Here is a 24,993-nt window from a genome sequence, read left to right as displayed (position 1 = left end):
ACCACTCTAGCGCTTTGATCGCCGCACCCAGCCCGAAAAGCGGCGGATCGCGCGAATGTGTTCCGGCGTTAGAAGGACCGGCGTTGTCGGGAAACGTCAGGTTTCGACCAAACAACCACAGGTCGGAGATCCGGTTGCCGGGCTACGGCTGGCGTTGCGGGGCGTAAGTGAGCGCACGCAGGTAATCGCTGAGTTGACGGCGATCTTCGAAGCCGGACAGTTCGGCGTAGTCGATGGGCAGGAGGTAGGGATGCAGCTCCGCCCGGCAATAGTCCGCATAGAGCCGCCGGAGCCGCGGCTTGCCGGTGATCTGCTCGATCGCGTGAATGACGGCCCGCCGCCAGCGCGTATCTTGCGGCGAGGCGTAAGTGAAGTCGGATGTGGGGGCCAGCAAGTTCATCTTGATACCGGTCAAGATTTACGCCGCTTTCGTGACGAATGAGCTGCGCTTTCGTGGCATTTCCCTGACGCCTGACGCCGCCAAAGCGACGCCGGCATCCATCAAAGGCCGGCAGTCAGCGCCTTGATTAATAATACCGAATAGTTATTCGCGGCGAAATTGAACAATCCTATTCTATATGCAGATTCTCTAAACCAATGACTGATACGTTGTTGTTTCAACACCCTCAATCGGCTTCGATAGCAGACGCGGGAAGATCGAAAGCAACGGATAGATAACAACCTCAATGGGTCACCAAGCAAAGCAGACCATCAAGACGTGCGACACGCTGGCACCCTACGATCTTCTGCATACACCAATATGGGTCTTTGACGTCAGCCGCCACCGGATCTGGTGGGCGAACCGGCGCGCCGTGGCGTTCTGGCGGGCCGAATCCCTGGCCGACCTGCTGGCGCGCGACTACAGCTCCGACAGCGCGACGGTGCGCCAACGCCTGGCCCAGGTGGTGGAGAACACACCGCCGGGCGAAGTGGCGCTGGAGGCCTGGACGCTCTATCCGGACAGCACGCCGATCACCGTGCTGCTGGCCGCCACGCCGGTCACCATCGAAGACGGCCAGCAGGCGATCCTGATCGAGAGCTCCGGCCCGCTGGATCTTAAGGGCGATGACGAAACCCTGCGCCTGCTGGAGGCAACCCGCTATACCTCGCTGATGGTCAGCGTCTTCTCCTCGGAAGGCCTGCTGCTGTCACGCAATCCGGCCGCCGTCGAAACCTTCGGCGCCAGACCCGTCGCCGCCGGCCGCCGCGACCTGGCCGAGCATTTCGACAACGCCGGGCTGGCGGTGGAGCTGCGCGAAACGGTGCTTTCCGGCACCTCCTTTCACAGGGACCTGCGCATCGCAACGGCGCAGGGCCAGCGCTGGCATCAGGTACATTGCCAACGTGGGCGCGACCCTCGAAGTGGCGAGTGGGTCATCGTCATGACCGAGACCGACATCAACGACCGGGTCGAAGCCGAAGCCCGCCTTGCCAACCTCAACATCGAGCTGGAGAAAAGGGTCCGCGAGCGCACCATCGAGCTGGAAGACATTTCCTCGCAGGCGGTGGTCGCGCGCGATCAGGCGGAAAAGGCGAACCGGACCAAATCGGAATTCCTGGCCAACATGAGCCACGAGCTGCGCACGCCCCTGAATGCCATTCTCGGTTTCTCGGAAACCATCCATCTTGGCGTGTTCGGCCCGATCAACAGCCGCTACCAGGACTATGTCTACGACATCAATCATTCCGCCCGCCACCTGCTGAGCCTGATCGACGGCCTGCTCGACCTCGCAAAGATCGAGTCCGGCAAGATGATCCTGCAGGAAAGCGAAGTCGATCTGCCGAAACTGCTGGAAGAAGCCGTCCAAATGATCGGCGCGACCAGCCACGGCCGGTCGAAAGAGTTCCGCCTGGTCTTTGAGGAGCAGAACATAAACCTGCTCGGCGACCTCAGACTGCTGAAACAGGTCGCCATCAATCTGTTGACCAACGCGGCAAAGTTCAGCCCCGAAAAAGGCACGATCACGGTGTCCGTCAACAAGCCCGGGACGCAGCTGGAAATTCGCATCACCGACGAGGGCCGCGGCATCGACGCCGGCAAGCTGGACCTGGTCTTCCGGCCCTATGAACAGTCGGCGGTCAAGGCCGTCGCCAGCGAGGGGACGGGTCTTGGCCTGCCCATCGCCCGGTCCTTCGTGGAACTGCATGGCGGCTCGCTCCATCTGGAAAGCGAGAAGGGGAAGGGCACCACCGCCGTGGTGAAGCTGCCCGGCAAGCGGGTCTTCTACGACAGCCGGCACTCCTCACCCGCCGCTTGAAGCCTCCCTTAAGAACCTCCCGGTCGCGCTCAGATCACGGGCCAGGCCACAGACCAGATCACAAAAATGACTCAGCCGGTGAGTCGCGCCGGATGCTTACTCTTTCCCGGATTCGTAAGGACGGGCCGCCGCCGTTCCTGCTGCGACAACGACCGGGGAAGACGGTTTGCTGCCAAGAAAAATGATCTCTGCCTGTGCCGTGGCCACGCTGGCGATGGTGTTCTCGGTACAGCAGGGCGAGCATGGACCGCTGGTGGTCTATAAACTGCAAATGCCCAAAGGCGCCCCCAAGGCGTTGAACGATCCGCAGCCGTCGGGCAGGTCAAATCAACCTTCACCGGCAAGTGAAACCCGGATCATTCCGGCGGCGCGAGCGCCACTGCCGGGCAGCGCGCCGGCCAGCACGCCGAGTAGTCCCGCGGCACCGCCCCGCCTCAGCCCCCTCCAACCGAGTATCCTCGGCACCTTGGTCATGCCCGCGTCCCGCGGAACGGCAGCCACAAAGTTCGTGCCGCTGGCACCACTGCTGCTACCCGCCGCCGAAACGGCCTATCAAAGCCAAAGGGGTCAAAACCAGCTGGGTCAGAGCAAACCGGGACTCCCGCCCGGCGTTACCATGATCAACGAGGAAACCGGCGAAGCCCTCACCCTCGACGATGTGCAAGGCGCCCTGGGTTGGCGCCAGGATACGGTCGAGAAGCTGCGCAGCGTCCCGATCGCGCCGCGGTTTTAGCCTCTTTCACAGTTTGACGGCACCGGCCCGACATAAGTCGAAAACGCTATAGCCCGAATCTCCAAAAGCAGCTGGATCACGACAGACTGAGTTCATCCAGAGCCCGGCGCTGCTCATGCATTTTCAGGAAGACCGTGTAATCGTGGTCGAAACGGCTGCGCGCCGCCGGGTTGGGCAAGCGTTCACGGCCGCCCTGCTGCATGCCCTCGGCGGCGGCCGTCAGGCTGGGAAACATCCCTGCCGCCCGCGCCGCCACCATACCCGTGCCCAGCAGAACGGCGTCCTCAGCCGCCGGTTCGATGACCTTGCAGCCCACGGCATCCGCATAGAGCTCCATGAGCAGCGGGTTCTTGATATGCCCACCGGTGACATGCAGCGTGTCGATGCCGTAGCCCCTGGCGTTCAGCGCATCGAGGATATGGCGTACACCCAGGGCGATGCCCACCGCCGTGCGCCAATAGAGCCGGCAGAGACTGTCAAATGAACTGTCGAGGGTAAGCCCGGAGATGACACCGAGCGCCTGGGGGTCGGCCAGCGGTGAGCGGTTGCCGTGAAAGTCCGGCAGCACGTGCAGCCGCCCGGCGAGGTCGAGCCCCTCGTCCCGGCGCAGTTCCATGACCCTTGCGGCGATGCGGCCGTGCATGGCGGCGTCGGCTTCGCCGCCGGCGCCGTGCCAGCGGATGATGTGGTCGAGCAGGGCGCCGGTCGCGGACTGGCCGCCCTCGTTCAGCCAGCAGTCGGGCAACACCGCGCCGAAGTAAGGCCCCCAGACACCGTGGATCGGCCGCGGCTCGGCCGACAGCGCCATGACGCAGCTTGAAGTGCCGGCGATCAGCGCCAGGTGCCGATCGATACCCCCGGCATCCCCGGCATAGCCGCCGAGCACTCCCAAGGCCCCGGCATGGGCATCGATCAAGCCGGCAGCGACCCGGCAGGCGGTAGTGAGGCCGAGGGCGGCGGCGGCTTCCGGCGTCAGCGGCCCGAGGTCGGTCCCTATGGGGCTCGCCTGGGCCGGCAGTTGGCCGCGCGCCAGCAGGTCGGGCAGGCCGATCTGCTGGAAAAAATCCTGCTGCCAGCCCGGCGCCTCATGACCGAGGTAGGTCCATTTGCAGGCCAGGGTGCATTGCGAGCGGTCCAGCGCGCCCGAAGCCTTCCAGGTGAGGAAATCGGCAAGATCGAAAAGGTAGCCGCACTTTTCCCACTGATCGGGAAGGTTGCGCCGCAGCCACATCAGTTTCGGCGTTTCCATTTCCGGCGACATCACACCGCCGACATAGTCCAGCACGCGGTGACCGGTGGCGGTGCACTCCTCAGCCTCGGCCAGTGCCCGGTGATCCAGCCAGACAATGGTGTCCCAGCGCGGTTCGCCCGTCGTTGAAACGCTGAGCGGTGCCGCGTTGCGGTCGCGCAGAACCAGCGAGCAGGTGGCATCGAAGGAGATCCCGGCAATGCGCCCGCTCTCCACACCGGCGGCCGTCAGGGCGCCGCGCACCGCACTGCAGACCGCTGCCCAGATCTGTTCGGAATCGTGTTCGCTGTGATTGTGCCGCGGCTGATGCAGGTCGATGGGCTGCTCGCCACGGCCCAGCGAAGCGCCTTCGCGCGTCAGCACGCCGGCGCGCGCGCTGCCGGTTCCCACATCGACACCCACCACCAGGTCCTGCATCAAGATACCCTCTGGCCCCGCTCCAGATTTCGAATCAGGCCCGGCAGTTCCCGCATGTCCTCGAAAACCTGTATTGGGCCCAGGGCCGCCAGTTTTTGCCGATGCGGTTGCGAACGTGCGTGACTGCCGCCGGTGAAACCGAAAACGCCCATACCGGCTTTCAATGCCGCGACGATCCCGGCGGGGCTGTCCTCCACCACAATACAGTCGGACGGGGCGACCTGCATCTCCCGCGCCGCATGCAGGAAGAGGTCAGGGGCCGGCTTGCCGCGCGCCACCATCGAAGCGCTGAAGACATGGCCGTTGAAAAAGGGGGCCAGGCCGGTCACTTCCAGCGACAGGCCGATCCGCTCCGGCTGGCTGGAGGAGGCAACGCAAACCGGCCGCGCCAGCCCGTCGAGGGCCTCGGCGATACCGGCAATGGGCTGCAGCTCCTGCCGGATCGCCTGATAGAGGTGCTCGCGCATGCGCTCCAGCGCGGCATCGTCCATGTCGACCCGATAGTCGCGGCGCAGCAAGGCACAGACCGAAGCGAGCGATTTGCCGAGAAAGGCCTCGTAGCCCTGGGCGGCATCGATCTCAGCCCCGGCTTCGGCGATGGCCTGCAGCAGGATACGCATGGACAGCGGTTCGCTGTCCACCAGCACCCCGTCGCAGTCGAAGATGATCAGTCCAACCGGCGCCGCGGTCATCGGTTCAAGCCCCTCAAAGTCTGAGAGAGGATAGCCGCCTCTTACCAGCAGGTATAGCCACCGTCGGCCAGCACGACCGCCCCGGTCAGCAGGCTGGCGGCATCGGAGGCGAGGAAATGCACCACGGAGGCGATCTCCTCGGGCTGGCCGACCCGCGCCATCGGCGTCATATCGAGCCAGGTTTTGTACATCTCCGGACTTTCGTTCATGCCAAAGGCGGTCAGCGGGGTCTCGATGTAGGTCGGCGCGACGGCATTCACCCGCACGCCTCTGGCGCCCCACTCCGCCGCCAAAGACTTGGTGAGATGATGGGCCGCTGCCTTGGAGGCGTTGTAAAAGGCCTGCGGTTGCGGCTTGTTCACGATGAAACCGGACATCGAGCCGATGTTGACGATGGAGCCACTGCCCTGCTTCAGCATCTGACGCCCGAAAGCCCGGCAGCACCAGAACAGGCCGTCAAGATTGACATCCATGTGAAAACGCCAGTGATCGTCGCTGGTGTCTTCCGCCTTTACATCGCTCTTGGCCACCCCGGCGTTGTTCACCAGGATGTCGACGCGCCCGTGCCCGGCAATGACCTCGGCCGCGACCCTGTCGACATCATCCGACCTGGTGACATCCAGCGGCGCGGCTTCGGCCCGGATGCCGAGCTTGGCCAGATCCGCAACACAGGCTTCCGCCCGCTCCGGCTGCAGTTCGGCAATGATCACCGTCGCCCCGGCCTCGCCCAGGGCCCGGGCACAGGCAGCACCGATTCCCTGCCCGCCACCGGTGACCACCGCGACCCTTCCGTCCAGTTTCAGCTTTTCGAGATACATGACACCAGGCCTTTCAGCTCAACCAGTTGCCGCCGTCGACGTTGTAGGTCTGGCCGACGACGTAGTCGCTCTCGGCAGACGCCAGGAACACCGCCATGCCGATGAGATCCTCCGCCCGCCCCATGCGACCGTAGGGCACGGCCTCGCCGACCAGACGCTGCTTCTCGCCCGGGGGGCGCTTCTCGTACTTGGCAAACAGCGCATCGACGCCTTCCCAATGCTCACCCTCGACCACCCCGGGGGCGATGGCGTTCACATTGATGCGATGTTCGATGAGATTGAGCGCCGCCGACTGGGTCAGGCTGATGAGCGCCGCCTTGCTGGCGCAGTAGACCGCGACCAGCGCCTCGCCGCGCCGCCCGGCCTGGCTGGCCATGTTGATGATCTTGCCGCCGCGGCCCGCCGCGATCATGGCGCGCGCCACCGCCTGCAGGGTGAAGAGGGCACCGGCGACGTTCACCGCAAAAAGACGGTCGTAGCTCGCCCGGGTAATCTCGGTAATCGGCGCAAGATCGAACAGCGCCGCATTGTTCACCAGGATATCGATGGCATCGGCGCGTTCCACAACCTGCGCCACGGCGGCGTCGATGGAGGCCTGATCCGTCACATCCATTTTCACCGCAAAGCCAGCCTTGCCGATCGACGCGGCTGTCTCCTGCGCACGGGCCAGATCGATGTCGCCAATCGCAACCACCGCCCCTTCACGGGCATAAGCCTCGGCAAAAGCGGCGCCGATGCCGCGGGCGGCACCGGTGATCAAGGCGGTCTTGCCGGCCAGCCGGTTCATCGAATCGCGTTGCCGTTTTTGTCGAAGCGGTAAATCTTATCGGGGACCGGCGTCAGAAAGATTGTCTGGCCGTGATGCAGATCGAATTCGCCCTCGGCGCGCACGGTCATCAGACCAACACCTTCCACACGAACATGCAGGAAGGTATCGGAGCCCAGGTGCTCGGCGACGCCGACGACACCCTTCCAGGCACCGCCATCGGTCGAGACCGCAATATGCTCGGGGCGAACGCCCAGCGTGGTACAACTCTGTTTCTCCGCCTCGGGACCCTCGATCAAGTTCATCTTCGGCGAACCGATGAAACCGGCAACAAAGGCATTCGCCGGATTGCGGTAGAGCTCCAGGGGCGAGCCGACCTGTTCGATGTTGCCGGCGCGCAGCACAACGATCTTGTCGGCCATGGTCATCGCCTCGACCTGATCGTGGGTCACATAGATCATGGTGGTCGCCAGCGACTGATGCAGTTCGCTGATTTCCAGGCGCATGTTGACCCGGAGAGAAGCATCGAGATTCGACAGCGGCTCGTCGAAGAGAAAGGCATCCGGTTCGCGCACGATGGCACGGCCGATAGCGACGCGCTGGCGCTGGCCGCCGGAAAGCTGGCCCGGCCGGCGGTCGAGATAATCGGTCAGATTGAGAACCGAGGCGGCGGACTCCACCTTCTGCTTGATCGCCGCCTGATCCTGGCCGGCCATCTTCAAGGGAAAGGCGATGTTTTTGTATACGCTCATATGCGGGTAGAGCGCATAGGACTGGAACACCATGGCGAGGCCCCGCTTTGCCGGCGGCATGCCGGTCGCATCGGTTCCATTGATGCGGATAGCGCCGGAGGTCACATCTTCAAGTCCGGCGATGAGCCGCAGCAGGGTCGACTTGCCGCAACCCGAGGGACCGACGAAGACGACGAACTCGCCATCGTTTATCTCCAGGTCGACGCCGGGAATGACGGTAACGTCGCCAAAGGACTTGGACACCTTCTGAAGTGTGATTGCACCCATCGTACTATCTCCCCTATTTGACCGCGCCGAAGGTGAGGCCGCGGACCAACTGTTTCTGGCTGAACCAGCCCATCACCAGGATGGGTGCAATGGCCATGGTTGAGGCCGCCGAAAGCTTTGCCCAGAACAGACCCTCCGGGCTGGAGTAGGACGCGATGAAGGCACTGAGCGGCGCCGCGTCGGCAGCCGTCAGGTTCAGTGTCCAGAAGGCCTCGTTCCAGGCGAGGATGATGTTCAACAGCAGGGTCGAGGCAATGCCCGGGACCGCCATGGGCGCCAGGATATAGACGATCTCCTTGCCCAGGGTCGCGCCGTCCATGCGCGCTGCTTCCAGGATCTCGCCGGGGATCTCCTTGAAGTAGGTGTAGAGCATCCAGACGATGATCGGCAGGTTCATCAGCATCAGCACCGCCACCAGGCCGGTGCGGGTATCGAGCAAGCCGAAGTCGCGGAAGATCAGAAAGATAGGGACCAGCACGCCGACCGGCGGCAACATCTTGGTGGAGAGCATCCACATGAGGACGTTTTTGGTGTGCTTTGTCGGCGAAAAGGCCATGGCCCAGGCGGCGGGAATGGCGACCAGCAAACCCAGGCCGGTTGAGCCGAGGGAAATGATCACCGAGTTCATGGCATGCTTGAAATAGTCGGACCGGGTCTGCACTTCAAAATAGTTTTCCAGCGTCCATTGGAAGAAGACAAAGCTCGGCGGCGAGGCAATGGCCTCGCCCTCGGTCTTGAAGCTGGTGATGATGGTCCAGAGGATCGGGAAGAACAGGGTCAGACCGATCGTCCAGCCGATGACGGTGAAGACGAGCTTGCGGTTGCGGGTCGTTTCGCGGGCCATGACTTTACGCCTCCAGGTTCTTGCCGATCATCCGGATCAGGAAGATCGCAACGATGTTGGCGAGGATAATGGCCACCACGCCGCCGGCCGCAGCGCTACCCACGTCGTACTTCAACAGCGCCTCTGCATAGATGAGGAATGAGATATTGGTGCTGGCCGTGCCCGGACCACCGCTGGTGGTCACGTAAATCTCCGCGAAGATGGAAAGCAGGAAGATGGTCTCGATCAGCACCACCACGGTCAGCGCCCGCGACAGATGCGGCAGCGTAATATAGGTGAAGATCGAGACGATCCCGGCGCCGTCCATCTCCGCCGCTTCCTGTTGCTCCTGATCGAGCGATTGCAGGGCGGTCAGGATAATCAGGGTGGCAAAGGGCAGCCAGCCCCAGGCAACGATCATGGTGATCGAGAAGAGCGGCAGCACGGCGAGCCAGTCGACCGGGTCCAAGCCGAAGCCGTGGGCGATCCAGGCGAAGAGCCCGTTCACCGGATGCATAAGCATGTTCTTCCAGACCAGCGCCGAAACCGTCGGCATGACGAAGAAGGGCGCAATCACCAGCAGGCGGACGATGCCCTGCCCCCAGAAGGGCTGGTTGATCAGGATCGCGAGGAAGGTACCGCCGACCACGGTGACCAGAAGCACTCCGCCGACCAGCAGCAGCGTATTGGCGAGCGCTTCGAAAAAGGCAGGATCGCTGAGGAAGAATTCGTAGTTACCAAAGCCGGTGAAATGCTCCATCCCCGGCATCAGCAGATTGTAGCGCAGGAAGGAGAAGTAGAGCGTCATGCCGAGCGGGACGACCATCCAGACCAGCAACATCAGCACGGCCGGCGACATCATCAAGCGCGCAGTGTTTTGGGTGTGCATGGTCGCCATAGCGCCACTCCCTTTCAGACGGGACCAGAGAAGGTCGAAGTGATGAAAAGTACGGGCCGCCACCCGCCATGGAAGGCGGCCCGTCAGGAGGATCGGCTACTTGATGTAGCCGCCGCGTTTCATCTCACGCTCGGTCAGGTTCTGCGCGTTCTTCAGCGCCTGGTCGACCGAGGTGGTGCCGGCCAGGGCGGCGGAGAACTGCTGCCCCACCGCGGTGCCGATGCCCTGGAATTCGGGGATCGCCACGAACTGCACGCCGACGTAGGGAACCGGGTCGACGGTCGGTTTGGTCGGATCGGCTGCCTTGATGGATTCCAGAGTCATCGCGGCAAAGGGGGCGGCCTTCTGGTATTCCGCATTCTCATAGAGCGAGGTCCGGGTGCCCGGCGGCACATTCGCCCAACCCTCTTTCGAGGCAACCAATTCCGCATAGGCCTTGCTGGTCGCCCAGCCAATGAACTTCTGCGCCGCTGCCTGCTTCTCGGAGCCGGCGGGAACGGCCAGCGACCAGGCCCAGAGCCAGTTACCGCGCTTGCCCAGGCCGTTGTCCGGGGCCATCGCAAAGCCGACCTGATCGGCCACCTTGGATTCAGCCGGATTGGTCACGAAGGAGGCCGCCACGGTGGCATCGATCCACATGCCGCACTTGCCGGACTGAAAGAGGGCGAGGTTCTCGTTGAAGCCGTTGGAAGAGGCGCCCGGAGGGCCGGCGTCGTTCAACAGGTCGACATAGAAGGTCAGCGTGTTCTTCCACTGGGGTGTGTCGAACTGCGGATTCCAATCCATGTCAAACCAGCGCGCACCAAAGGAGTTGGCGGTCGCCGACAGGAAGGCCGTGTTCTCGCCCCAGCCGGCCTTGCCGCGCAGGCAGACGCCGTAGATCTCGTTGTCCTTGTCGGTGATCTTGCGAGCCGCATCGGCAACGAAGTCCCAGGTCGGGGCGTCGGGCATATCAATGCCCGCCTTCTCGAAGAGGTCCGTGCGGTACATGACCATCGAGCTTTCGCCGTAGAAGGGCGCGGCATAGAGCTTGCCGTCGACGGTCAGGCCGCCGCGGATCGCCGGCAGCAGATCGTCCACGTCATAGTCGGCACCCAGATCGTCAAGCGCGACCAGCCAGTTCTGCTTGGCCCAGATCGGAACCTCGTAGGTGCCGATCGTCATGATGTCGAACTGGCCGCCCTTGGTGGCGATGTCGGTGGTGACCTTCTGGCGGAGCACATTCTCCTCCATCGTCACCCATTCCAGCTCGATGTCCGGATTCTGCGCGGTGAATTCGCTCGACAACTTCTGCATGCGGATCATATCGCCGTTGTTGACCGTGGCGATCGTCAGGGTTTCCGCAGAAGCGAGTGCCGTCGATGCAAGCAGAACGCCTGCGGTGAGCGCGAGTCGTGTGAGGACCATCTTTAAGCCTTCCTCCCTAGGTTTATGAGCATATGCTCTGTTATTGAGCATATGATCGGTCTTCTGCAAATGAGAGTCAAGAGACCATTCGTAGGGTGGCCGGGCTGATGCCGCCGTGAAGGGGCCGGCTTTTCATGGGCTGGGAATTAGGTTACAAGCATTTCAGTAGCTTATTTCGCGGCACCCCCGCTTTGGGCGGCCTCGAACCCTTCTCATGCTGCGGCGCACAAATGCCCGGCTGTCGTTCAATTGCCACCCCCTGGGGTGCTGGAACAGAGGTGTGCCGTCCCTTTGCCTTCATCCCCTGGCTCTTCATCCCCCTCCACGGACCGGCAGACCGACAAACGGCGCGACGACGCCGCGCGGGCCGCCTGGCTCTACTTCATCGGCGGGCGGACCCAGGACGAGATCGCCACGCAGCTCGACCTGTCGCGCCAGGCCGTGCAACGCCTTGTCGCGCTGGCCGTGAGCGAGAAGCTGATCAAGTTCCGGCTAGACCATCCGATCGCCTCCTGCACCGAACTGGCGGCCAGCCTGGCCGAGCGCCACGGCCTGGCGTTCTGCGACGTGACCCCCAGCGATCCGGCGGCACCGGGCTCGACCAGCGGCATCGCGGTGGCCGCCGCCGTGCGCCTGCAGCGCCTGCTGGCATCGAAGGCGCCGATGATTGTCTGTGTCGGCACCGGGCGAACGCTGCGGGCCGCGGTGGAGGAGTTGGACACGCTCGACCGTCCGCAGCACAAGGTGGTGTCGCTGGTCGGCGCGATGGCGGCCGGCGGCCAGGCCAGCCCCTACGACGTGGTGATGCGCCTGGGCGACAAGGTCGCTGCCCAACGCTACCCGATGCCGGCGCCGGTGCTGACCGAGACGGTCGCCGACCGCGAAGCCCTGCAGAGCCAGCGTGCCTTTACGGTCTTGCGCGAACTGCGCGACCAGGCCCGCGCCAGCTTCGTGGGAATCAGCGAGATCGGTTGGCAGGCCCCGATCCAGAGTGACGGCTTCATGACCGACAGCGATATCTCGGCCCTGATCGAAGCCGGCGCGGTAGGCGAGATCACCGGCTGGGCTTTCGATGCGGAGGGGCGCCCGCTGGACAGCCCAGTCAACCGGCGGGTCGCCAGTCTGCCGCTTGAAATCCCACCGCAGCGGCTCACGGTTGTGGTGGGCGGCGGGCCGCAGAAGGTGGCGCCCTTAAAGGCCGCGCTGAGGGGCAAGCTGATGTCGGCACTGATTACCGACGAGGCCACGGCAAAGGCGCTTGTCGACCAGCCCGGCGACATCAGGTGACGATCACAAGATCCGCTTCACGGCTGTTGGCGTAAACCAGGCGCCCGTTGGGCAGGTCGTTTTCTTCCAGCTTCGCGGCAATCTCCGGAGCGCTCAGATTGTGATCCAGCCAGCGTTGCCTCAGCCGCGCGACCCGGGTTTCCTCATCGCTTTCGATCAGGGCCGTCAGGTCGAACAACGGTGCCAGCGCATCCCAGGGCGCCTCCTTTAAGAGAAGGTAGTTTCCCTCCACCAGGATCAGGCGCACCGAAGGCTCGATGAGAACCGCAGCGGCGCGGGCGATTTCCAGCCCCCGGTCGAAGCGCGGTACGGCGACAGCCGGTTCCCTATTGGCCCGCAGCCGCGCCAACATGGCGGCCAGGCCGCCAACGTCGAAGGTATGCGGCGCCCCCTTGCGCGCGCGCCAGCCCCGCGCCTCCAGCACCGCGTCGTCATAGTGAAAACCGTCCATGGGCAGCACCGCGCAGGCCCCCGGCATCTCCTCGTTCAGCTTGGCCTCCGCCACCTCGGCCAGGGTCGACTTTCCCGAAGCCGGCGCGCCGGCAAGCGCCACGATCCGCCGGGCGCCCGGCGGTGTTTTGCGCTGCAGGTCGCCCAGCAGGGCGATGAATTCCGCAGCCTCCAGGGCGCGGCCGCCCGGCGCCATCAGATGAGCCCGTACTGCCTGGCCATGTTGCGCAGGAAGGGCAGGCCCTCCAGCATCACCTGGTCGGCACTGTCCGCCACCGGCCGCCAGACCGAAAGCGCCGAGGCGATCTGCGGCGGCAGGTTGATGAAGCTCTCCAGGGCCAGGCCGCCGTCGAAGCCGATCGCCGCCAGGGTGCCGCAGATTTCGTTCCAGTCGCAGGTGCCGCTGCCCGGCACGCCGCGGTGACTCTCCGACATATGCATGTAGCGCAGGTGCTCGCGCGCCGCGAGGATGCCGTTGGCGACGCCATGCTCCTCGATGTTGGTGTGATAGGTGTCGAGGTGAATGAAGATGTTGTCGGCGCCGACCTTGTCGATCATCTCCGCCGCCTGCCGTCCGGTGTTGATGATATGATTTTCATAGCGGTTGACCGGCTCGATGCCGAGATCGATGCCCTTCGACTTCGCATACCTGGCGGCGCCGGCCAGCGCCCGGGCGACATTGTCGATCTCATCCTGGGTCGGCGGTACGCCGGTACGCTCGCCGATCCCGCCGTAGGTCACGCCGGAGAGGGCGAGGCCGCCGATCTCCACCGTCTTGTCGACGGCGAGGGAGAGAAACGCGACCGCCTTTTCCGGGTCGCGCGAAGCATAGCACTCCTCCGGCAAACCCAGCGAACAGACCGCCGTCATCTCCGCCTTTTCCAGGAGCGCGCGGGTATGCGCCGTGTCGACCGCCGGTGGATCGAGCAATGCGATCTCGATGAAATCCACGCCGTAACGTTTGGCCTCGGCAACCGAGGTCTCGGCCCCCTCGCGGGTCCAGTTCATCGCCCAGAGGCTGGTGTGAACGCCCAAACCCTTCATGTCCCGTTCCTCCTCATTTCAATCCATCTTTTCCAACCAAAGCGCAGCACCATGACGGCAATGAGGAACAGGCCCCAGACCGCTGTGCTGAGATGCTGATTCGCCCCCAGGAGGTTGAGCCCGGAGGAAAGCAGCTGCAGAATCACCAGCGCCAGCAGCACCGACGTCACCCGCCCGAAGCCGCCGAAGGGGTCGACACCCCCCAGGAAGCAGGCGAGCACGGTGATCAGCAGATAGGCCTCGCCGTGGCCGACCCGCACCGAATTGAAGCGCGCCATCATGACGATGCCCGCCACCGCGCACATCAGGCCCGAGAGCGTGTAGATCAATGTGAGCGCGCGCTTGGTGTTCACCCCGGAATAGCGCGTCGCCTCGATGTTCGAGCCGACCATGTAGGTGAAGAAACCGAGCCGGCTGCGCCCGAGCAGGATCTGCCAGAGCAGCACGCAGGCCAGGAAAACGATCAAGGGCGCGGGCACCCCCAGGATGCTGCCGTGGCCGATGGCGGCGACGAAGTCGGGGAAGCCGGAGATATCGCCGCCGCGGGTCAGGTATTCGCCCAGGCCGCGCAGGAAGATCATCATCGCCAGGCTGACCAGGATGGGATGGGCGCGCGAATAGGCGACCACCGCCCCCATGACGAAACCCGCTGCACCGCCGACCGCCAGCGCCAGCAGCGACCCGAGGACGAAGGCGCCGAAGCCGGCCTCCGGCCCGCCATTGGCCTGCAGCACCCAGGCAAGGGTCAGGGCCGAGATGTTGGCGGTATAGGTGACGGCGAGGTTCAGGCCGCCGGAGAGGATCGGCAGCAGCATCGCCAGAGTCAGCAGGCCGAGCTCGGGAAGCTGCACGGCGACGGAACCGAAGTTCGCGGCGGTGAGAAAACGGTCGCTGGCAAAGGAAAACACCAGCACCACCAGCACCAGGAAAAGCCCAAGACCCAGAACCTCCGCCCCGAGGCGCGCTTTCAGCCAGGCCATCATGTTCGCTGCCTGACAAGCGTATCGAGGGAGAGATTGGAGAGTGTGATGGCGACCAGGATAATGGCGCCGACGACCATCTTGAAGGCATAGGGCGAAACGCCCAGCAGGTTCAGCCCGTTCTCGGCGATGGCAATCAGCAGCACGCCCATCACGCAGCCGAACACCGTGCCGCGCCCGCCGCCAAGCCGCGCACCGCCCAGCACCACGGCGGCCAGCACATCAAGCTCGCGCCCGAAAAGCGCATTGGGCACGACCTCCTGCGCGTAGTTCACCTGCATCAGCCCGGCGATGCCGGTCATCAGGCCGAGCCAGCCGAAGGCGATGTACTGCATCGCCGCCTCGTTGATGCCGATGCGCCGCGCCGCCTCCGGGTTGTCGCCGTAGGCGTAGAGCTGCCGCCCGGTGGAACTGTGGCCGATCAGCATCCAGGTCAGGAAAACGCAGATCGACATGACCAGCACCGGCAGGGTCAGCTCCGCCCAGGCGCCGCTCGCGGTCTCCTGCTCCCAGAGGATGATGCGCGCGCTCCACCAGTCCGGCAGGTTGTAGATCGACACGCCCCTGGTGAAGAACATCAGTAGGCCGAAGAAGACGTTGAAGGTGGCGATGGTGACCACGATGGAGATGATCCGGAAGTGATGGATCAGCGCGGCGTTCACCGCCCCCAGGGTGATCCCGCAGAGACCGGCAATGATGAAGCCCAGCGCCCAGTTGCCGCCGCCGAGGGACATCAGGGCCAGTGCCGTCACGTACTGCACCACAGAGGCCGCCACGGCAAAGGAGATGTCGATCCCGCCGGCGATCAGCACCACGACCAAGCCCATGGCAAAGATCAGGTTGACGGCAGAGGTGTTCATCAGGTCGGTGAAGTTGACCAGACTGAAAAACTGTTCGGTTGCCGCTGACAGGAAAAGGCTCAGCGCGAGGATCACCAGGATCAGCCAGAACTCGGTGGTATTGGCGCGGACCAGGTTACGCATAGACGGCGCGTTCCAGGGCCGCGAGGCTGGTTTCCCGCGGGTCGTATTCGCCGACGATCCGCCCGCCCGCCATATGCAGAACCCGGTCGGCGTTGAAGTGGACCTCCGGCGCTTCATCGGAAATCAGCAGGATGGCGAGGCCCTGCTCGGCGAGCTTTCGGATGATCGCGAAAATTCCGGCCCTGGCCCCGACATCGACGCCGACCGTCGGCGCATCCAGGATCAGCAGCCGCGGTTCCGTCGCCAGCCACTTGGCCAGGACGATGCGTTGCTGATTGCCGCCTGAGAGCGTGGAGACCGGATCATCGGGCTTGCCGATCTTCACCGCCAGATCGCGGATCCAACTGTCCACCAGCTCCGCCTTGCGGCGCGGCGAAATGAGACCGCCGGAAAGCAGACGGTCGAGAACCGGCAGGGCCAGGTTGTCGGCAATCGACTGCGGCTGAATGAGGCCGAGCGACAGCCGGTCTTCCGAGACGTAAGCGACGCCGGCGCGGATGGCATCCTTGTTGGAGCGAAAGGCGACGGGCCTGCCGTGCAGCCGGATCTCACCGCGCTCCGCCCGGGTCATGCCGAAGAGGGTGTGGCCAAGCTCCGTCCGGCCGGCGCCGATCAGCCCGGTGATGCCGACGGTCTCGCCGGCGCGGATCGTCAGGTCGATATCCTGGTATTCGCCGCTGCGGGTCAGGCCGCGCACTTCCAGAACCGGCGCAGCGGTGCTGCGATCGCGCGCCGCGACCGCGTTGTCGAAAGTCTGGCCGGTCATCAGTTCGGTAAGCCGCGACTGGGTCATGCCCGCAGTGGGGAAAACGCCGACCAGACCGCCGTCGCGCAGCACCGTCACGGCGCCGGCGATCTCCAGTACCTCCGCCAGGCGATGGCTGACGAAAACCACGGCAACGCCGCCGGCCGCAAGATTGCGCACGATCGCCAGCAGATGATCGGTCTCGGTCTGGGTCAGAGAGGCGGTCGGCTCGTCCATGAAGATCAGCTTTGCCTCGCCCACCAGGGCGCGGGCGATGGCGACGATCTGGCGCTTGGCGATGGGCAGCCTGCGCAAGGGGGCCTCAAGGTCCAGCGCCACATCGAGCCGGTCCAAGGCCCGCTGCGCGGTTTCGCGCAGGCGCCGCTGCGAGGCCAACCGCGGGCGCGCGCCCAACAGGGTCTCGAAGGCGATGTTCTCGGCCACGGTCATCTCCGGGAACAGCGCAAGATCCTGCCAGATCACCGCGATGCCGAGCCGCCGCGCGAGGCCCGGCGTCGGTGCCGCAACGCGCTGCCCTGCGATCCGGATGTCGGCACCCGGATCGGCCGAATAGACGCCGGTGGCGATCTTGATCAGCGTGCTTTTGCCCGAGCCGTTTTCGCCGGCCAGACAATGCACTTCGCCCGCGCGAACCTCGAAGGCTACATGATCCAAGGCCTTGACGCCGCCGAAGGTCTTGGAGACCCTCTGCATCGCCAGCACTGCCCCTGGCCCGGCCCGCTCCGCCATACCCCATCAATCCCCAAAAGCCCGGGTGAAAAAAAGGGGCGGCACCATCAGGCACCGCCCCGGCAGGTCGACAGCAGTCAGAGACCCATTGCAGCCAGTTCGTCGACGGTGTCCTTGTTGATGGTCACCAACTGGTCGACGATGATGTTGGTCGATCCGGCTTGCGGAGAGATCGTTCCCAAGCCTTCGATCTGCATTCCCGGCTTGATTTCCTCGCCCTTGATCAGCAGGTCGGCCATGGTGACGAAGACCCGCCCGGCCTCCATCGGATTCCACATGAAGCCGCCGGAGATGGCATCGGATTTGATCAGCTTCTGCCCCTGGCCGGGCGAAAACGGGCCGAGCACGAAGATCTCACCCACCTTGCGGCGCTCCGCAATGGCGCGGCCGGCGCCGATCGGCCCCTGGCTGCCGAAGGCGAGGAAACCTTTCAGGTCGGGATTGGCGGAAATCAGATCGAGCGCCGTCTTGCGGCTGTCGTCGGCCGATTCCGCCACGCCGTGACGCTCGCTGACCAGCGTCATGTCCGGGTACTTCGCCTTCAGGTGCGCGATGGCGGCATCGGCCCAGGCGTTGTGCAGCGGCACGGTGAGCGAGCCGACGAAAACCGCATACTCGCCCTTGCCGCCCATCTTCTCGGCCAGCAGGTCGGCATGGGCCTCGCCAAAGCCGTTGGCCGAGGCCAGTTCGAAGTTCCAGTCGACATTCTTCTGGTCGGGGCTTTCATGGGTGATGACCTTGATGCCCTGGGCGCGGGCCTTGGCCAGAACCGGCTCCAGCACCTCGGCGTCGTTGGGCACCACGCCGATGGCATCGACGCCCTGGGCGATCAGATCCTCGATGGCGCGCACCTGAAGTGCCGGGTCGGCGCTGGTCGGGCCGATCATAAAGGCCTCCATCCCCAGTTCTTCGCCGCGCTGTTTGATGCCCACTTCCATGGCATTGAACCAGGGGATGCCACCGATCTTGACGACAACGCCCAGCTTCGGCTTCTCCGCAGCGACAGCGCCGGTCGCAATTCCGGCCATAGCGAGCGCAAGCGCCGCTGCCCTCATAAATCTCGCGAACATCTTATCCTCCCTATGTTTTTTCTTATCGGTGATCGTCTGCACCATCCTGCTCTTCAGGCAAGTTGCTTTGCACAATCGATAGTGCAAGGTTATTGGACTGGCGTTTTGAGTCAAGCACGTTCATAGGATGGCCCTAAAGATTCCGGGCAAATCGGGAAGAACCTGTGCCGACGGGCGCCATACAGAGGGTAGCGAGCAGTTGGAGACGGTGAAGAAAACGACGATCTACGATCTGGCACAGTTATCGGGGGCTTCGCCGTCGACGGTGAGCGCCGCCCTGAACGGCACCTGGCGGGAGCGGCGGATCAAGGAAAGCACGGTCCGGCAGATCCAGAGCATCGCCGCACGCGAAGGCTATCGCACCAACCTGCAGGCCCGCGGGCTCAGGCAGTCGCGCTCCGGCCTCGCCGGGCTCATCATGCCGATGTACGACAACCGCTTCTTCGCTTCCCTCGCCCAGTCCTTCGAGGTCGAGGCCCGGCGCCGCGGCCTCTGCCCGATCACCGTCAGCACCCACCGCGACCCTGAGGAAGAGCAGCGCACGGCGGAAACCCTGATTTCCTACGCCGTTGATTCGCTGTTCATCGCCGGGGCGACCGATCCCGATGCGATCAGCCGGCTCTGCAGGGACGCAGGCCTACGCCACGTCAACGTCGACCTGCCCGGCAGTCTTGCCCCCTCGGTGATCTCCGACAATCTTGCCGGGGCGGTCGCCCTGACCGAGGCCATGTTCGACGCCAAACCCGGGGCCGACGCGCGGCTGAAGGGCCGGATCTACTTCCTCGGCGGGCGGGAGAAAGACTTCGCCACCAGCGAACGCATCGCCGGCTTCCGCAAGGTGGTGACCAGGCGGAGCGGAGACTTTGCGTCGGAACAGGTCGTCGCCACCGGCTACAACCCGGAAACCGTCGCCCGCCAGGCCCAGGTGCTGTTCCAGAATCCGGAAACCGCGCCGCGGGCGCTTCTCGTGAACTCCACCATCGCTTTCGAAGGCGGGCTGAGTTTCCTCGGCTCCCTGCCGCCCGAGACGGTGGAGAGCCTGGTGGTCGGCTGCTACGACTACGATCCCTTCGTACGCTACCTGCGCTTTCCGGTGGTCATGGTGCGCCAGGATGTCGAGGGCCTGATCCGCGAGGCTTTCCAGCTTCTGACCTCGGAGGATACGACGCCAAGGATCGTGAAGGTGAACCCGGCCCTCATCGCCCCCGGCTAAGGGGCCGGCGGTCCGGCGGCAGCGGATTTCGCTCTATAGCGTTTTCGACTGACGTCGCAGCGGTTCCAGCCCGCACCCCCTCCCGGCCACCCAACGCCAGTATCCTATGGGTGGCCGGGAGGGGGTGCGGGCCGGTGCCGTCAAACCCAGAAAAACTCTATCGAACAAGTGACCGGGCGTTATTTGCAAGCGGGCCGGGAATAGCGGTAAAACTATGCCATGGTGCCGTATACCTACGACTTCTCCTTGGTACTGGCAGCGATCTTCATCTCCTTCATGGCGGCCTTTACCGGGCTTGCACTGACCAACGGGATCTCGCAGCTGTCGGTCAACGCGCGCAAGACGCTGGTCGTCATGTCGGCCTTCGTCCTGGGCGGCGGAATCTGGTCGATGCATTTCGTGGCCATGCTTGCCATGGATTTCCCGATCACGATATTCTACGACGCGCTTTACACCCTGGGATCGGCGCTGATCGCCATTCTGCTGGTCGGCGTGGCGCTGCTGCTGATGCATTTCCGGGTCCGCACGCCGCGCAACATGGTGATTGCCGGCATCCTGCTGGGCAGCGGCATCATCTCCATGCATTTCCTGGGAATTTCCGGCATGCGCGGCTGCCTGCCGGTCTTTGAGCTGCCGGGAAAAGCGGTGGCGGTCATCCTGGCCGCCGCGATGGGTGTTGCGGCGATCTGGGCGGCTTACGGAAAACGCACAAAGCAGAACATCGTCGCCGGCACCCTGGTCTTCGGCCTTTCGGTCGTGGTGGTCCATTTTTCCGCCATGTACTGGACCGGGTTCCTGCCGATGCCGGCGCCGGAGACCATGACGACCTCGTTGGAAAACGGCACCCTGGCGATCATCGTCACCCTGGCCGCCTTTGTGATCTGCGGCACCTTCCTGCTGTCGGCGGTCACTTTCATTGCGCCCGGCGGCGCCTTGGCCGAAGCGACGCCGCAAACGGCAAGGCCGGGGGCGGCAAAGCCGGAACAAACTGCCCCGGCGCCGAATGGTGCGCTGCAACCAGAGACAAAAGCCAAAGCCGGGCCGGCGCCCATCCCCTACGATACGCCGGTGCTTGGCATTCCCCCGGTGGTGCGCATTCCCTATGAGCGCGACAAGAAAACATTCTTCATCTCGAGCGACGTCATCGCGGCCGTGCGCGCGGAGGGGCGATATACCTATCTCTACGCCGAGAACGAGAAACTCTTCTGCCCCTGGTCGATCTCAGAGGCGGAAAAGCGGCTGCCCGCTACCCAGTTTCACCGGACCCACCGCAGCTATCTGGTGAACATCGGACACGTGACCAGCTTCGAACGGCGCAAGGACAAGGCGGCCTGCCGGTTCGACGCCTTTTCTCATCTGCCGGCGGTTCCGGTCAGCCGTACGCGCATCGAACCGCTTCGCGAGGCGCTGGGCCTCTGATCGGCCGCTCCCCGATTTACGGCCGCAGTTCATTCCGATAAATCGCAGTTCGTGACAGCCGCGCACCGCTAGTGCCAAACCGGCTGTCCCGCCGCCCGGGCCTGTTCTTTACTGGTTCCCAACAAGAAAGCGCCCTGCCCATCAGGCAGGCGACATAATCGTAGGACCGGGAGGAAAGAATGATACCAGGTGCTTTCGAGTACCATCGGCCGGAGTCTGTCGACGCGGCGGTAAAGCTGCTGGCCGAGCTGGGCGAGGACTCGCGTGTCATCGCCGGCGGCCACAGCCTCATTCCGATGATGAAACTGCGCATGGCCGACATGAGCCATCTCATCGATCTGCAGAAGATCGGCGACCTCAAAGGCATTCGCGTCGACGGCGGTACCGTCACCATCGGCGCCATGACGACCCAGCACGAGTTGATCGAGAATGCTGCACTGCAGGACGCCGCGCCCATCATGCGCGAGGCGGCGCTGCAGATCGCCGATCCGCAGGTCCGCTATGTCGGCACCATCGGCGGCAACGTGGCGAACGGCGACCCGGGCAACGACATGCCCGGCCTGATGCAGTGCCTCGACGCGACATTTACCCTGGTCGGGCCCGACGGCGAGCGTCAGGTGGCGGCGCGCGACTTCTATGAAGCGGCCTACTTCACCGCCCGCACGGACGAGGAGATCCTGACCGCCATCTCCTTCACCGCACCGAAAGGCGGCTATGCCTATGAAAAGCAGAAACGCAAGATCGGCGACTACGCCACCGCAGCCGCGGCGGTGCTCCTTAGCAAGGATGGCGATCGCTGCTCCGCAGCTTCGATTGCCATGACGAACCTCTCCGACACGCCGGTGTACAGCGCCGATGCCGGCGCCGCCCTGACGGGCAGCCCGCTCGACGATCAGGCCATCAAGACCGCCGTCGCCGCCGCGCTCAACGACATCGAACCGGCCGAAGACAACCGCGGGCCCGTCGCGTTCAAGATACACGTCGCCGGGGTGATCCTGCGCCGCGCGATCGAACGCGCCTGGTCGCGCGCCTGAGTTTGGGAGGAACCGATGGCAAAGACACATCTGAAAATGACCGTAAACGGCCAGGAAGTCGAAACCCTTGCCGAGCCCCGTGAACTGCTGATCCATGTCCTGCGCGAGAGGCTTGGCATCAAAGGCCCGCACATCGGCTGCGAGACGTCGCACTGCGGCGCCTGCACCGTGGATATGGACGGCAAGTCGGTGAAGTCCTGCACGGTCTTCGCCGCCCAGGCCGAGGGCGCCGACATCACCACCGTCGAAGGATTGGGCGATCCGGACAACCTGCATGTGCTGCAGGAGATGTTCCGTGAGCACCACGGCCTGCAGTGCGGATTCTGTACGCCGGGGATGATCATCCGCGCCCATCGCCTGCTGCTGGAAAATCCGAATCCCAGCGAGGAAGACGTGCGCTTCGGCATGGCGGGCAACCTCTGCCGCTGCACCGGCTATCAGAACATCGTCAAGGCGATCCTGGCCGCCGCCGCCGAGATGAACGCCGCCAAGGAGGCAGCCCAATGAACGAGATGAGCCCCCCGAAAAGCGAACGCTCCGCCGCCCTGAAAGGCCTGGGCACCGCCCGCAAGCGCGTCGAGGACGTGCGCTTCACCCAGGGCAAAGGCAACTACGTCGACGATATCCAACAGCCCGGCATGCTGTTCGGCGATTTCGTGCGCTCGCCCTATGCCCATGCGCGGGTGAAGTCGATCAATGCCGAGGCGGCCCTCGCCCTGCCCGGCGTCGTCGCCGTGCTGACCGCCAAGGATCTGGAGCCGCTCAGCCTCCATTGGATGCCGACCCTGGCCGGCGACAAGCAGATGGTGCTGGCCGACGGCAAAGTGCTGTTCCAGGGCCAGGAAGTCGCCTTCGTGGTGGCGGAGGACCGCTACATCGCCGCCGACGCCGTGGAACTGGTCGAGGTCGACTACGAGGAACTGCCGGTGTTGGTCGATCCCTTCAAGGCCGAACTGCCGGACGCGCCGATCCTGCGCGAAGACATCGCCGACGATCTGGAGGGCGCCCACGGCCCGCGGCGTCACCCCAACCACATCTTCACCTGGGAACAGGGCGACAAGGCGGCGACCGAGGCGGTCATCGCCGAGGCGCCGGTGGTGGCCGAGGAGATGGTCTACTATCACCGCACCCACCCCTGCCCGCTGGAGACCTGCGGCTGCGTCGCCTCCATGGACAAGGTGAACGGCAAGCTGACCGTCTGGGGCACCTTCCAGGCGCCGCACGTGGTGCGCACCGTGGCCTCGCTGCTGTCGGGCATCGCCGAGCACAACATCCGCATCATCTCGCCGGATATCGGCGGCGGCTTCGGCAACAAGGTCGGGGTCTATCCCGGCTATGTCTGTTCCATCGTCGCCTCCATCGTCACCGGCAAGCCGGTGAAGTGGATTGAGGACCGCATGGAAAACCTCATGTCCACGGCCTTCGCCCGCGACTACTGGATGAAGGGCAAAATCGCCGCGACTTCGGACGGCAGGATCACCGGCCTCTGGTGCCACACCACGGCGGACCACGGCGCTTTCGATGCCTGTGCCGATCCGACCAAGTTCCCGGCCGGCTTCATGAACATCTGTACCGGTTCCTATGACATCCCAACCGCCTATCTGGCCGTCGACGGAATCTACACCAACAAGGCGCCGGGCGGGGTTGCCTACCGCTGCTCGTTCCGCGTGACCGAGGCCGCCTATTTCATCGAGCGGATGATCGAGGTCCTGGCCATCAAGCTGGGCATGGACGCCGCCGAGCTGCGGGCCAAGAACTTCATCAGGAAGGACCAATTCCCCTACCACTCGGCCCTGGGCTGGGAGTACGATTCCGGCGACTACCACACCGCCTGGGACAAGGCCCTGAAGGCCGTCGACTACGACGGACTGCGGCGGGAACAGGCCGAGCGGCTGGAAGCCTTCAAGCGCGGCGAGACCCGCAAGCTGATGGGCATCGGCCTCACCCACTTCACCGAGATCGTCGGGGCCGGGCCGGTGAAGAACTGCGACATCCTGGGCATGGGCATGTTCGATTCCTGCGAGATCCGCATCCACCCGACCGGCTCGGCCATTGCCCGCCTCGGCACCATCTCCCAGGGCCAGGGGCATGCGACGACCTTCGCCCAGATCCTGGCGACGGAGACCGGTATTCCCGCCGACGACATCACCATCGAAGAAGGCGACACCGATACCGCGCCTTACGGCCTGGGCACCTACGGCTCGCGCTCCACGCCGGTGGCCGGTGCGGCGACGGCGCTCGCCGGGCGGAAGATCCGCGCCAAGGCGCAGATGATCGCCGCCTACCTGCTGGAGGTGCATGACAACGACGTCGAGTGGGATGTCGACCGCTTCGCGGTGAAGGGCGCGCCGGAGCGCTTCAAGACCATGAAGGAAATTGCCTACGCCGCCTACAACCAGGCGATCCCCGGCGTCGAGCCGGGGCTGGAGGCGGTCAGCTACTACGATCCGCCCAACATGACCTATCCCTTCGGCGCCTATATCTGCGTGCTGGACATCGACGTCGATACCGGTGAAACCGTTGTCCGCCAGTTCTACGCACTTGACGACTGCGGAACGCGGATCAACCCGATGATCATCGAAGGGCAGGTGCACGGCGGCCTGACCGAGGCCCTGGCCATCGCCATGGGCCAGGAAATCGCCTACGACGAGATCGGCAACGTCAAGACCGCGACCCTGATGGACTTCTTCCTGCCGACGGCCTGGGAGACGCCCCACTACACCACCGACTACACGGAAACGCCCAGCCCGCATCATCCCATCGGGGCCAAGGGCGTCGGCGAGAGCCCGAACGTCGGCGGGGTACCCTGTTTCTCCAACGCGGTGAACGACGCCTTCCGGGCCTTCGGCCTGACCCACACGCAAATGCCCCACGATCACTGGCGGATCTGGAAGACCGCCAACGATCTCGGGCTGCATGCGTAAGTGGGGAGCGGGCG

General features: G+C 64.4%; 23 protein-coding genes. 8 read left to right on the top strand and 15 right to left on the bottom strand.

Annotated features, from left to right (window positions below):
* Positions 1-142: 142 nt before the first annotated feature.
* A complete protein-coding gene (locus HBA54_RS07050; RefSeq protein ID WP_205944462.1) occupies positions 143-400 on the bottom strand; it encodes a hypothetical protein in 258 nt (85 codons plus the stop codon).
* Between the two features lie 286 nt (positions 401-686).
* Here HBA54_RS07050 and HBA54_RS07045 point away from each other — a divergent pair, with 286 nt between their 5' ends.
* Together HBA54_RS07045 and HBA54_RS07040 are read left to right on the top strand one after the other, a co-directional pair.
* Positions 687-2,258, top strand: coding sequence for a sensor histidine kinase (locus HBA54_RS07045; protein ID WP_167222820.1), 1,572 nt, complete (start codon positions 687-689; stop codon positions 2,256-2,258).
* Positions 2,259-2,424: 166 nt separating this feature from the next.
* Entirely contained in the window at positions 2,425-2,991 is a 567-nt protein-coding gene (locus HBA54_RS07040; RefSeq protein WP_167222818.1) for a hypothetical protein, read from the top strand.
* Positions 2,992-3,067: 76 nt separating this feature from the next.
* Here the strand turns inward: HBA54_RS07040 and HBA54_RS07035 are convergent, their stop codons facing one another.
* The 8 genes from HBA54_RS07035 to HBA54_RS07000 all read right to left on the bottom strand — a co-directional run bounded on the left by HBA54_RS07035 (position 3,068) and on the right by HBA54_RS07000 (position 11,080).
* Positions 3,068-4,657 (bottom strand): FGGY-family carbohydrate kinase, encoded by a 1,590-nt coding sequence (locus HBA54_RS07035; RefSeq protein ID WP_167223079.1) that lies wholly within the window; start codon positions 4,655-4,657, stop codon positions 3,068-3,070.
* Positions 4,657-5,349: an HAD family hydrolase gene (locus HBA54_RS07030; protein ID WP_167222816.1), complete on the bottom strand. Its 693-nt coding sequence runs from the start codon at positions 5,347-5,349 to the stop codon at positions 4,657-4,659. The genes HBA54_RS07035 and HBA54_RS07030 overlap by 1 nt, the downstream gene beginning before the upstream one ends.
* Positions 5,350-5,390: 41 nt before the next feature.
* Positions 5,391-6,167: an SDR family NAD(P)-dependent oxidoreductase gene (locus HBA54_RS07025; protein WP_167222813.1), complete on the bottom strand. Its 777-nt coding sequence runs from the start codon at positions 6,165-6,167 to the stop codon at positions 5,391-5,393.
* Positions 6,168-6,180: 13 nt separating this feature from the next.
* Complete coding sequence (locus HBA54_RS07020; protein ID WP_167222811.1) at positions 6,181-6,954, bottom strand: L-iditol 2-dehydrogenase; 774 nt, start codon at positions 6,952-6,954, stop codon at positions 6,181-6,183.
* A complete protein-coding gene (locus HBA54_RS07015) occupies positions 6,951-7,952 on the bottom strand; it encodes an ABC transporter ATP-binding protein (RefSeq protein ID WP_167222809.1) in 1,002 nt (333 codons plus the stop codon). Before HBA54_RS07015 ends, HBA54_RS07020 begins: the two co-directional genes overlap by 4 nt.
* A gap of 13 nt (positions 7,953-7,965) precedes the next feature.
* The gene (locus HBA54_RS07010; RefSeq protein ID WP_167222807.1) at positions 7,966-8,796 is read right to left on the bottom strand and encodes a carbohydrate ABC transporter permease; all 831 of its coding nucleotides are present in this window, start codon (positions 8,794-8,796) and stop codon (positions 7,966-7,968) included.
* Positions 8,797-8,800: 4 nt separating this feature from the next.
* Positions 8,801-9,673: a carbohydrate ABC transporter permease gene (locus tag HBA54_RS07005; protein ID WP_167222805.1), complete on the bottom strand. Its 873-nt coding sequence runs from the start codon at positions 9,671-9,673 to the stop codon at positions 8,801-8,803.
* A 96-nt stretch (positions 9,674-9,769) separates the two neighbouring features.
* Positions 9,770-11,080 (bottom strand): ABC transporter substrate-binding protein, encoded by a 1,311-nt coding sequence (locus HBA54_RS07000; RefSeq protein WP_167222803.1) that lies wholly within the window; start codon positions 11,078-11,080, stop codon positions 9,770-9,772.
* 291 nt (positions 11,081-11,371) lie between these two features.
* Between HBA54_RS07000 and HBA54_RS06995 the strand changes: the two genes are divergently transcribed.
* Positions 11,372-12,367, top strand: coding sequence for a sugar-binding transcriptional regulator (locus HBA54_RS06995; RefSeq protein ID WP_167222801.1), 996 nt, complete (start codon positions 11,372-11,374; stop codon positions 12,365-12,367).
* Here the strand turns inward: HBA54_RS06995 and HBA54_RS06990 are convergent.
* The 6 genes from HBA54_RS06990 to HBA54_RS06965 form a co-directional block, all read right to left on the bottom strand.
* Entirely contained in the window at positions 12,360-13,013 is a 654-nt protein-coding gene (locus tag HBA54_RS06990) for a nucleoside/nucleotide kinase family protein (RefSeq protein WP_205944461.1), read from the bottom strand. The genes HBA54_RS06995 and HBA54_RS06990 overlap by 8 nt on opposite strands.
* Positions 13,013-13,861, bottom strand: a complete 849-nt coding sequence (locus HBA54_RS06985) for a sugar phosphate isomerase/epimerase family protein (protein ID WP_167222799.1) — start codon at positions 13,859-13,861, stop codon at positions 13,013-13,015. The genes HBA54_RS06990 and HBA54_RS06985 overlap by 1 nt, the downstream gene beginning before the upstream one ends.
* Positions 13,858-14,844 carry an ABC transporter permease gene (locus HBA54_RS06980; RefSeq protein WP_167222797.1) on the bottom strand — a complete coding sequence of 329 codons (987 nt, stop codon included), beginning with the start codon at positions 14,842-14,844 and terminating at the stop codon, positions 13,858-13,860. The genes HBA54_RS06985 and HBA54_RS06980 overlap by 4 nt, the downstream gene beginning before the upstream one ends.
* The gene (locus HBA54_RS06975; RefSeq protein ID WP_167222795.1) at positions 14,841-15,824 is read right to left on the bottom strand and encodes an ABC transporter permease; all 984 of its coding nucleotides are present in this window, start codon (positions 15,822-15,824) and stop codon (positions 14,841-14,843) included. Before HBA54_RS06975 ends, HBA54_RS06980 begins: the two co-directional genes overlap by 4 nt.
* Entirely contained in the window at positions 15,817-17,319 is a 1,503-nt protein-coding gene (locus HBA54_RS06970) for a sugar ABC transporter ATP-binding protein (RefSeq protein ID WP_167222793.1), read from the bottom strand. Before HBA54_RS06970 ends, HBA54_RS06975 begins: the two co-directional genes overlap by 8 nt.
* Positions 17,320-17,396: 77 nt before the next feature.
* Positions 17,397-18,389 carry a substrate-binding domain-containing protein gene (locus HBA54_RS06965; RefSeq protein WP_167222791.1) on the bottom strand — a complete coding sequence of 331 codons (993 nt, stop codon included), beginning with the start codon at positions 18,387-18,389 and terminating at the stop codon, positions 17,397-17,399.
* A 127-nt stretch (positions 18,390-18,516) separates the two neighbouring features.
* Between HBA54_RS06965 and HBA54_RS06960 the strand changes: the two genes are divergently transcribed.
* The 5 genes from HBA54_RS06960 to HBA54_RS06940 all read left to right on the top strand — a co-directional run bounded on the left by HBA54_RS06960 (position 18,517) and on the right by HBA54_RS06940 (position 24,979).
* Positions 18,517-19,602 (top strand): LacI family DNA-binding transcriptional regulator, encoded by a 1,086-nt coding sequence (locus HBA54_RS06960; protein WP_167222789.1) that lies wholly within the window; start codon positions 18,517-18,519, stop codon positions 19,600-19,602.
* Positions 19,603-19,821: 219 nt separating this feature from the next.
* Entirely contained in the window at positions 19,822-21,021 is a 1,200-nt protein-coding gene (locus HBA54_RS06955; RefSeq protein ID WP_167222787.1) for an MHYT domain-containing protein, read from the top strand.
* Between the two features lie 179 nt (positions 21,022-21,200).
* Entirely contained in the window at positions 21,201-22,055 is an 855-nt protein-coding gene (locus HBA54_RS06950) for an FAD binding domain-containing protein (RefSeq protein ID WP_167222785.1), read from the top strand.
* Between the two features lie 15 nt (positions 22,056-22,070).
* Positions 22,071-22,562, top strand: coding sequence for a (2Fe-2S)-binding protein (locus HBA54_RS06945; RefSeq protein ID WP_167222783.1), 492 nt, complete (start codon positions 22,071-22,073; stop codon positions 22,560-22,562).
* A complete protein-coding gene (locus tag HBA54_RS06940) occupies positions 22,559-24,979 on the top strand; it encodes an aerobic carbon-monoxide dehydrogenase large subunit (protein ID WP_167222781.1) in 2,421 nt (806 codons plus the stop codon). Before HBA54_RS06945 ends, HBA54_RS06940 begins: the two co-directional genes overlap by 4 nt.
* Positions 24,980-24,993: the final 14 nt, after the last annotated feature.

The organism is Pelagibius litoralis (assembly GCF_011683915.1).
Taxonomy (GTDB): domain Bacteria; phylum Pseudomonadota; class Alphaproteobacteria; order Kiloniellales; family Kiloniellaceae; genus Pelagibius; species Pelagibius litoralis.
The sequence above is the reverse complement of the archived record's forward strand: the minus strand, read 5'-3'. Positions and strand labels throughout refer to the sequence as shown.

Excerpts from the sequence above, each read along its gene's own strand:
- HBA54_RS07025 (WP_167222813.1), bottom strand. The coding sequence starts at position 6,167 with ATGTATCTCGAAAAGCTGAAACTGGACGGAAGGGTCGCGGTGGTCACC.
- HBA54_RS06950 (WP_167222785.1), top strand. The coding sequence starts at position 21,201 with ATGATACCAGGTGCTTTCGAGTACCATCGGCCGGAGTCTGTCGACGCG.
- HBA54_RS07010 (WP_167222807.1), bottom strand. The coding sequence starts at position 8,796 with ATGGCCCGCGAAACGACCCGCAACCGCAAGCTCGTCTTCACCGTCATC.
- HBA54_RS07050 (WP_205944462.1), bottom strand. The coding sequence starts at position 400 with ATGAACTTGCTGGCCCCCACATCCGACTTCACTTACGCCTCGCCGCAA.
- HBA54_RS07045 (WP_167222820.1), top strand. The coding sequence starts at position 687 with ATGGGTCACCAAGCAAAGCAGACCATCAAGACGTGCGACACGCTGGCA.
- HBA54_RS06980 (WP_167222797.1), bottom strand. The coding sequence starts at position 14,844 with ATGATGGCCTGGCTGAAAGCGCGCCTCGGGGCGGAGGTTCTGGGTCTT.
- HBA54_RS06975 (WP_167222795.1), bottom strand. The coding sequence starts at position 15,824 with ATGCGTAACCTGGTCCGCGCCAATACCACCGAGTTCTGGCTGATCCTG.
- HBA54_RS06955 (WP_167222787.1), top strand. The coding sequence starts at position 19,822 with ATGGTGCCGTATACCTACGACTTCTCCTTGGTACTGGCAGCGATCTTC.
- HBA54_RS06970 (WP_167222793.1), bottom strand. The coding sequence starts at position 17,319 with ATGGCGGAGCGGGCCGGGCCAGGGGCAGTGCTGGCGATGCAGAGGGTC.
- HBA54_RS07000 (WP_167222803.1), bottom strand. The coding sequence starts at position 11,080 with ATGGTCCTCACACGACTCGCGCTCACCGCAGGCGTTCTGCTTGCATCG.
- HBA54_RS07035 (WP_167223079.1), bottom strand. The coding sequence starts at position 4,657 with ATGCAGGACCTGGTGGTGGGTGTCGATGTGGGAACCGGCAGCGCGCGC.
- HBA54_RS06985 (WP_167222799.1), bottom strand. The coding sequence starts at position 13,861 with ATGAAGGGTTTGGGCGTTCACACCAGCCTCTGGGCGATGAACTGGACC.
- HBA54_RS07015 (WP_167222809.1), bottom strand. The coding sequence starts at position 7,952 with ATGGGTGCAATCACACTTCAGAAGGTGTCCAAGTCCTTTGGCGACGTT.
- HBA54_RS06990 (WP_205944461.1), bottom strand. The coding sequence starts at position 13,013 with ATGGCGCCGGGCGGCCGCGCCCTGGAGGCTGCGGAATTCATCGCCCTG.
- HBA54_RS06960 (WP_167222789.1), top strand. The coding sequence starts at position 18,517 with ATGGCCCTAAAGATTCCGGGCAAATCGGGAAGAACCTGTGCCGACGGG.
- HBA54_RS07030 (WP_167222816.1), bottom strand. The coding sequence starts at position 5,349 with ATGACCGCGGCGCCGGTTGGACTGATCATCTTCGACTGCGACGGGGTG.
- HBA54_RS06940 (WP_167222781.1), top strand. The coding sequence starts at position 22,559 with ATGAACGAGATGAGCCCCCCGAAAAGCGAACGCTCCGCCGCCCTGAAA.
- HBA54_RS06965 (WP_167222791.1), bottom strand. The coding sequence starts at position 18,389 with ATGTTCGCGAGATTTATGAGGGCAGCGGCGCTTGCGCTCGCTATGGCC.
- HBA54_RS07020 (WP_167222811.1), bottom strand. The coding sequence starts at position 6,954 with ATGAACCGGCTGGCCGGCAAGACCGCCTTGATCACCGGTGCCGCCCGC.
- HBA54_RS07005 (WP_167222805.1), bottom strand. The coding sequence starts at position 9,673 with ATGGCGACCATGCACACCCAAAACACTGCGCGCTTGATGATGTCGCCG.
- HBA54_RS06945 (WP_167222783.1), top strand. The coding sequence starts at position 22,071 with ATGGCAAAGACACATCTGAAAATGACCGTAAACGGCCAGGAAGTCGAA.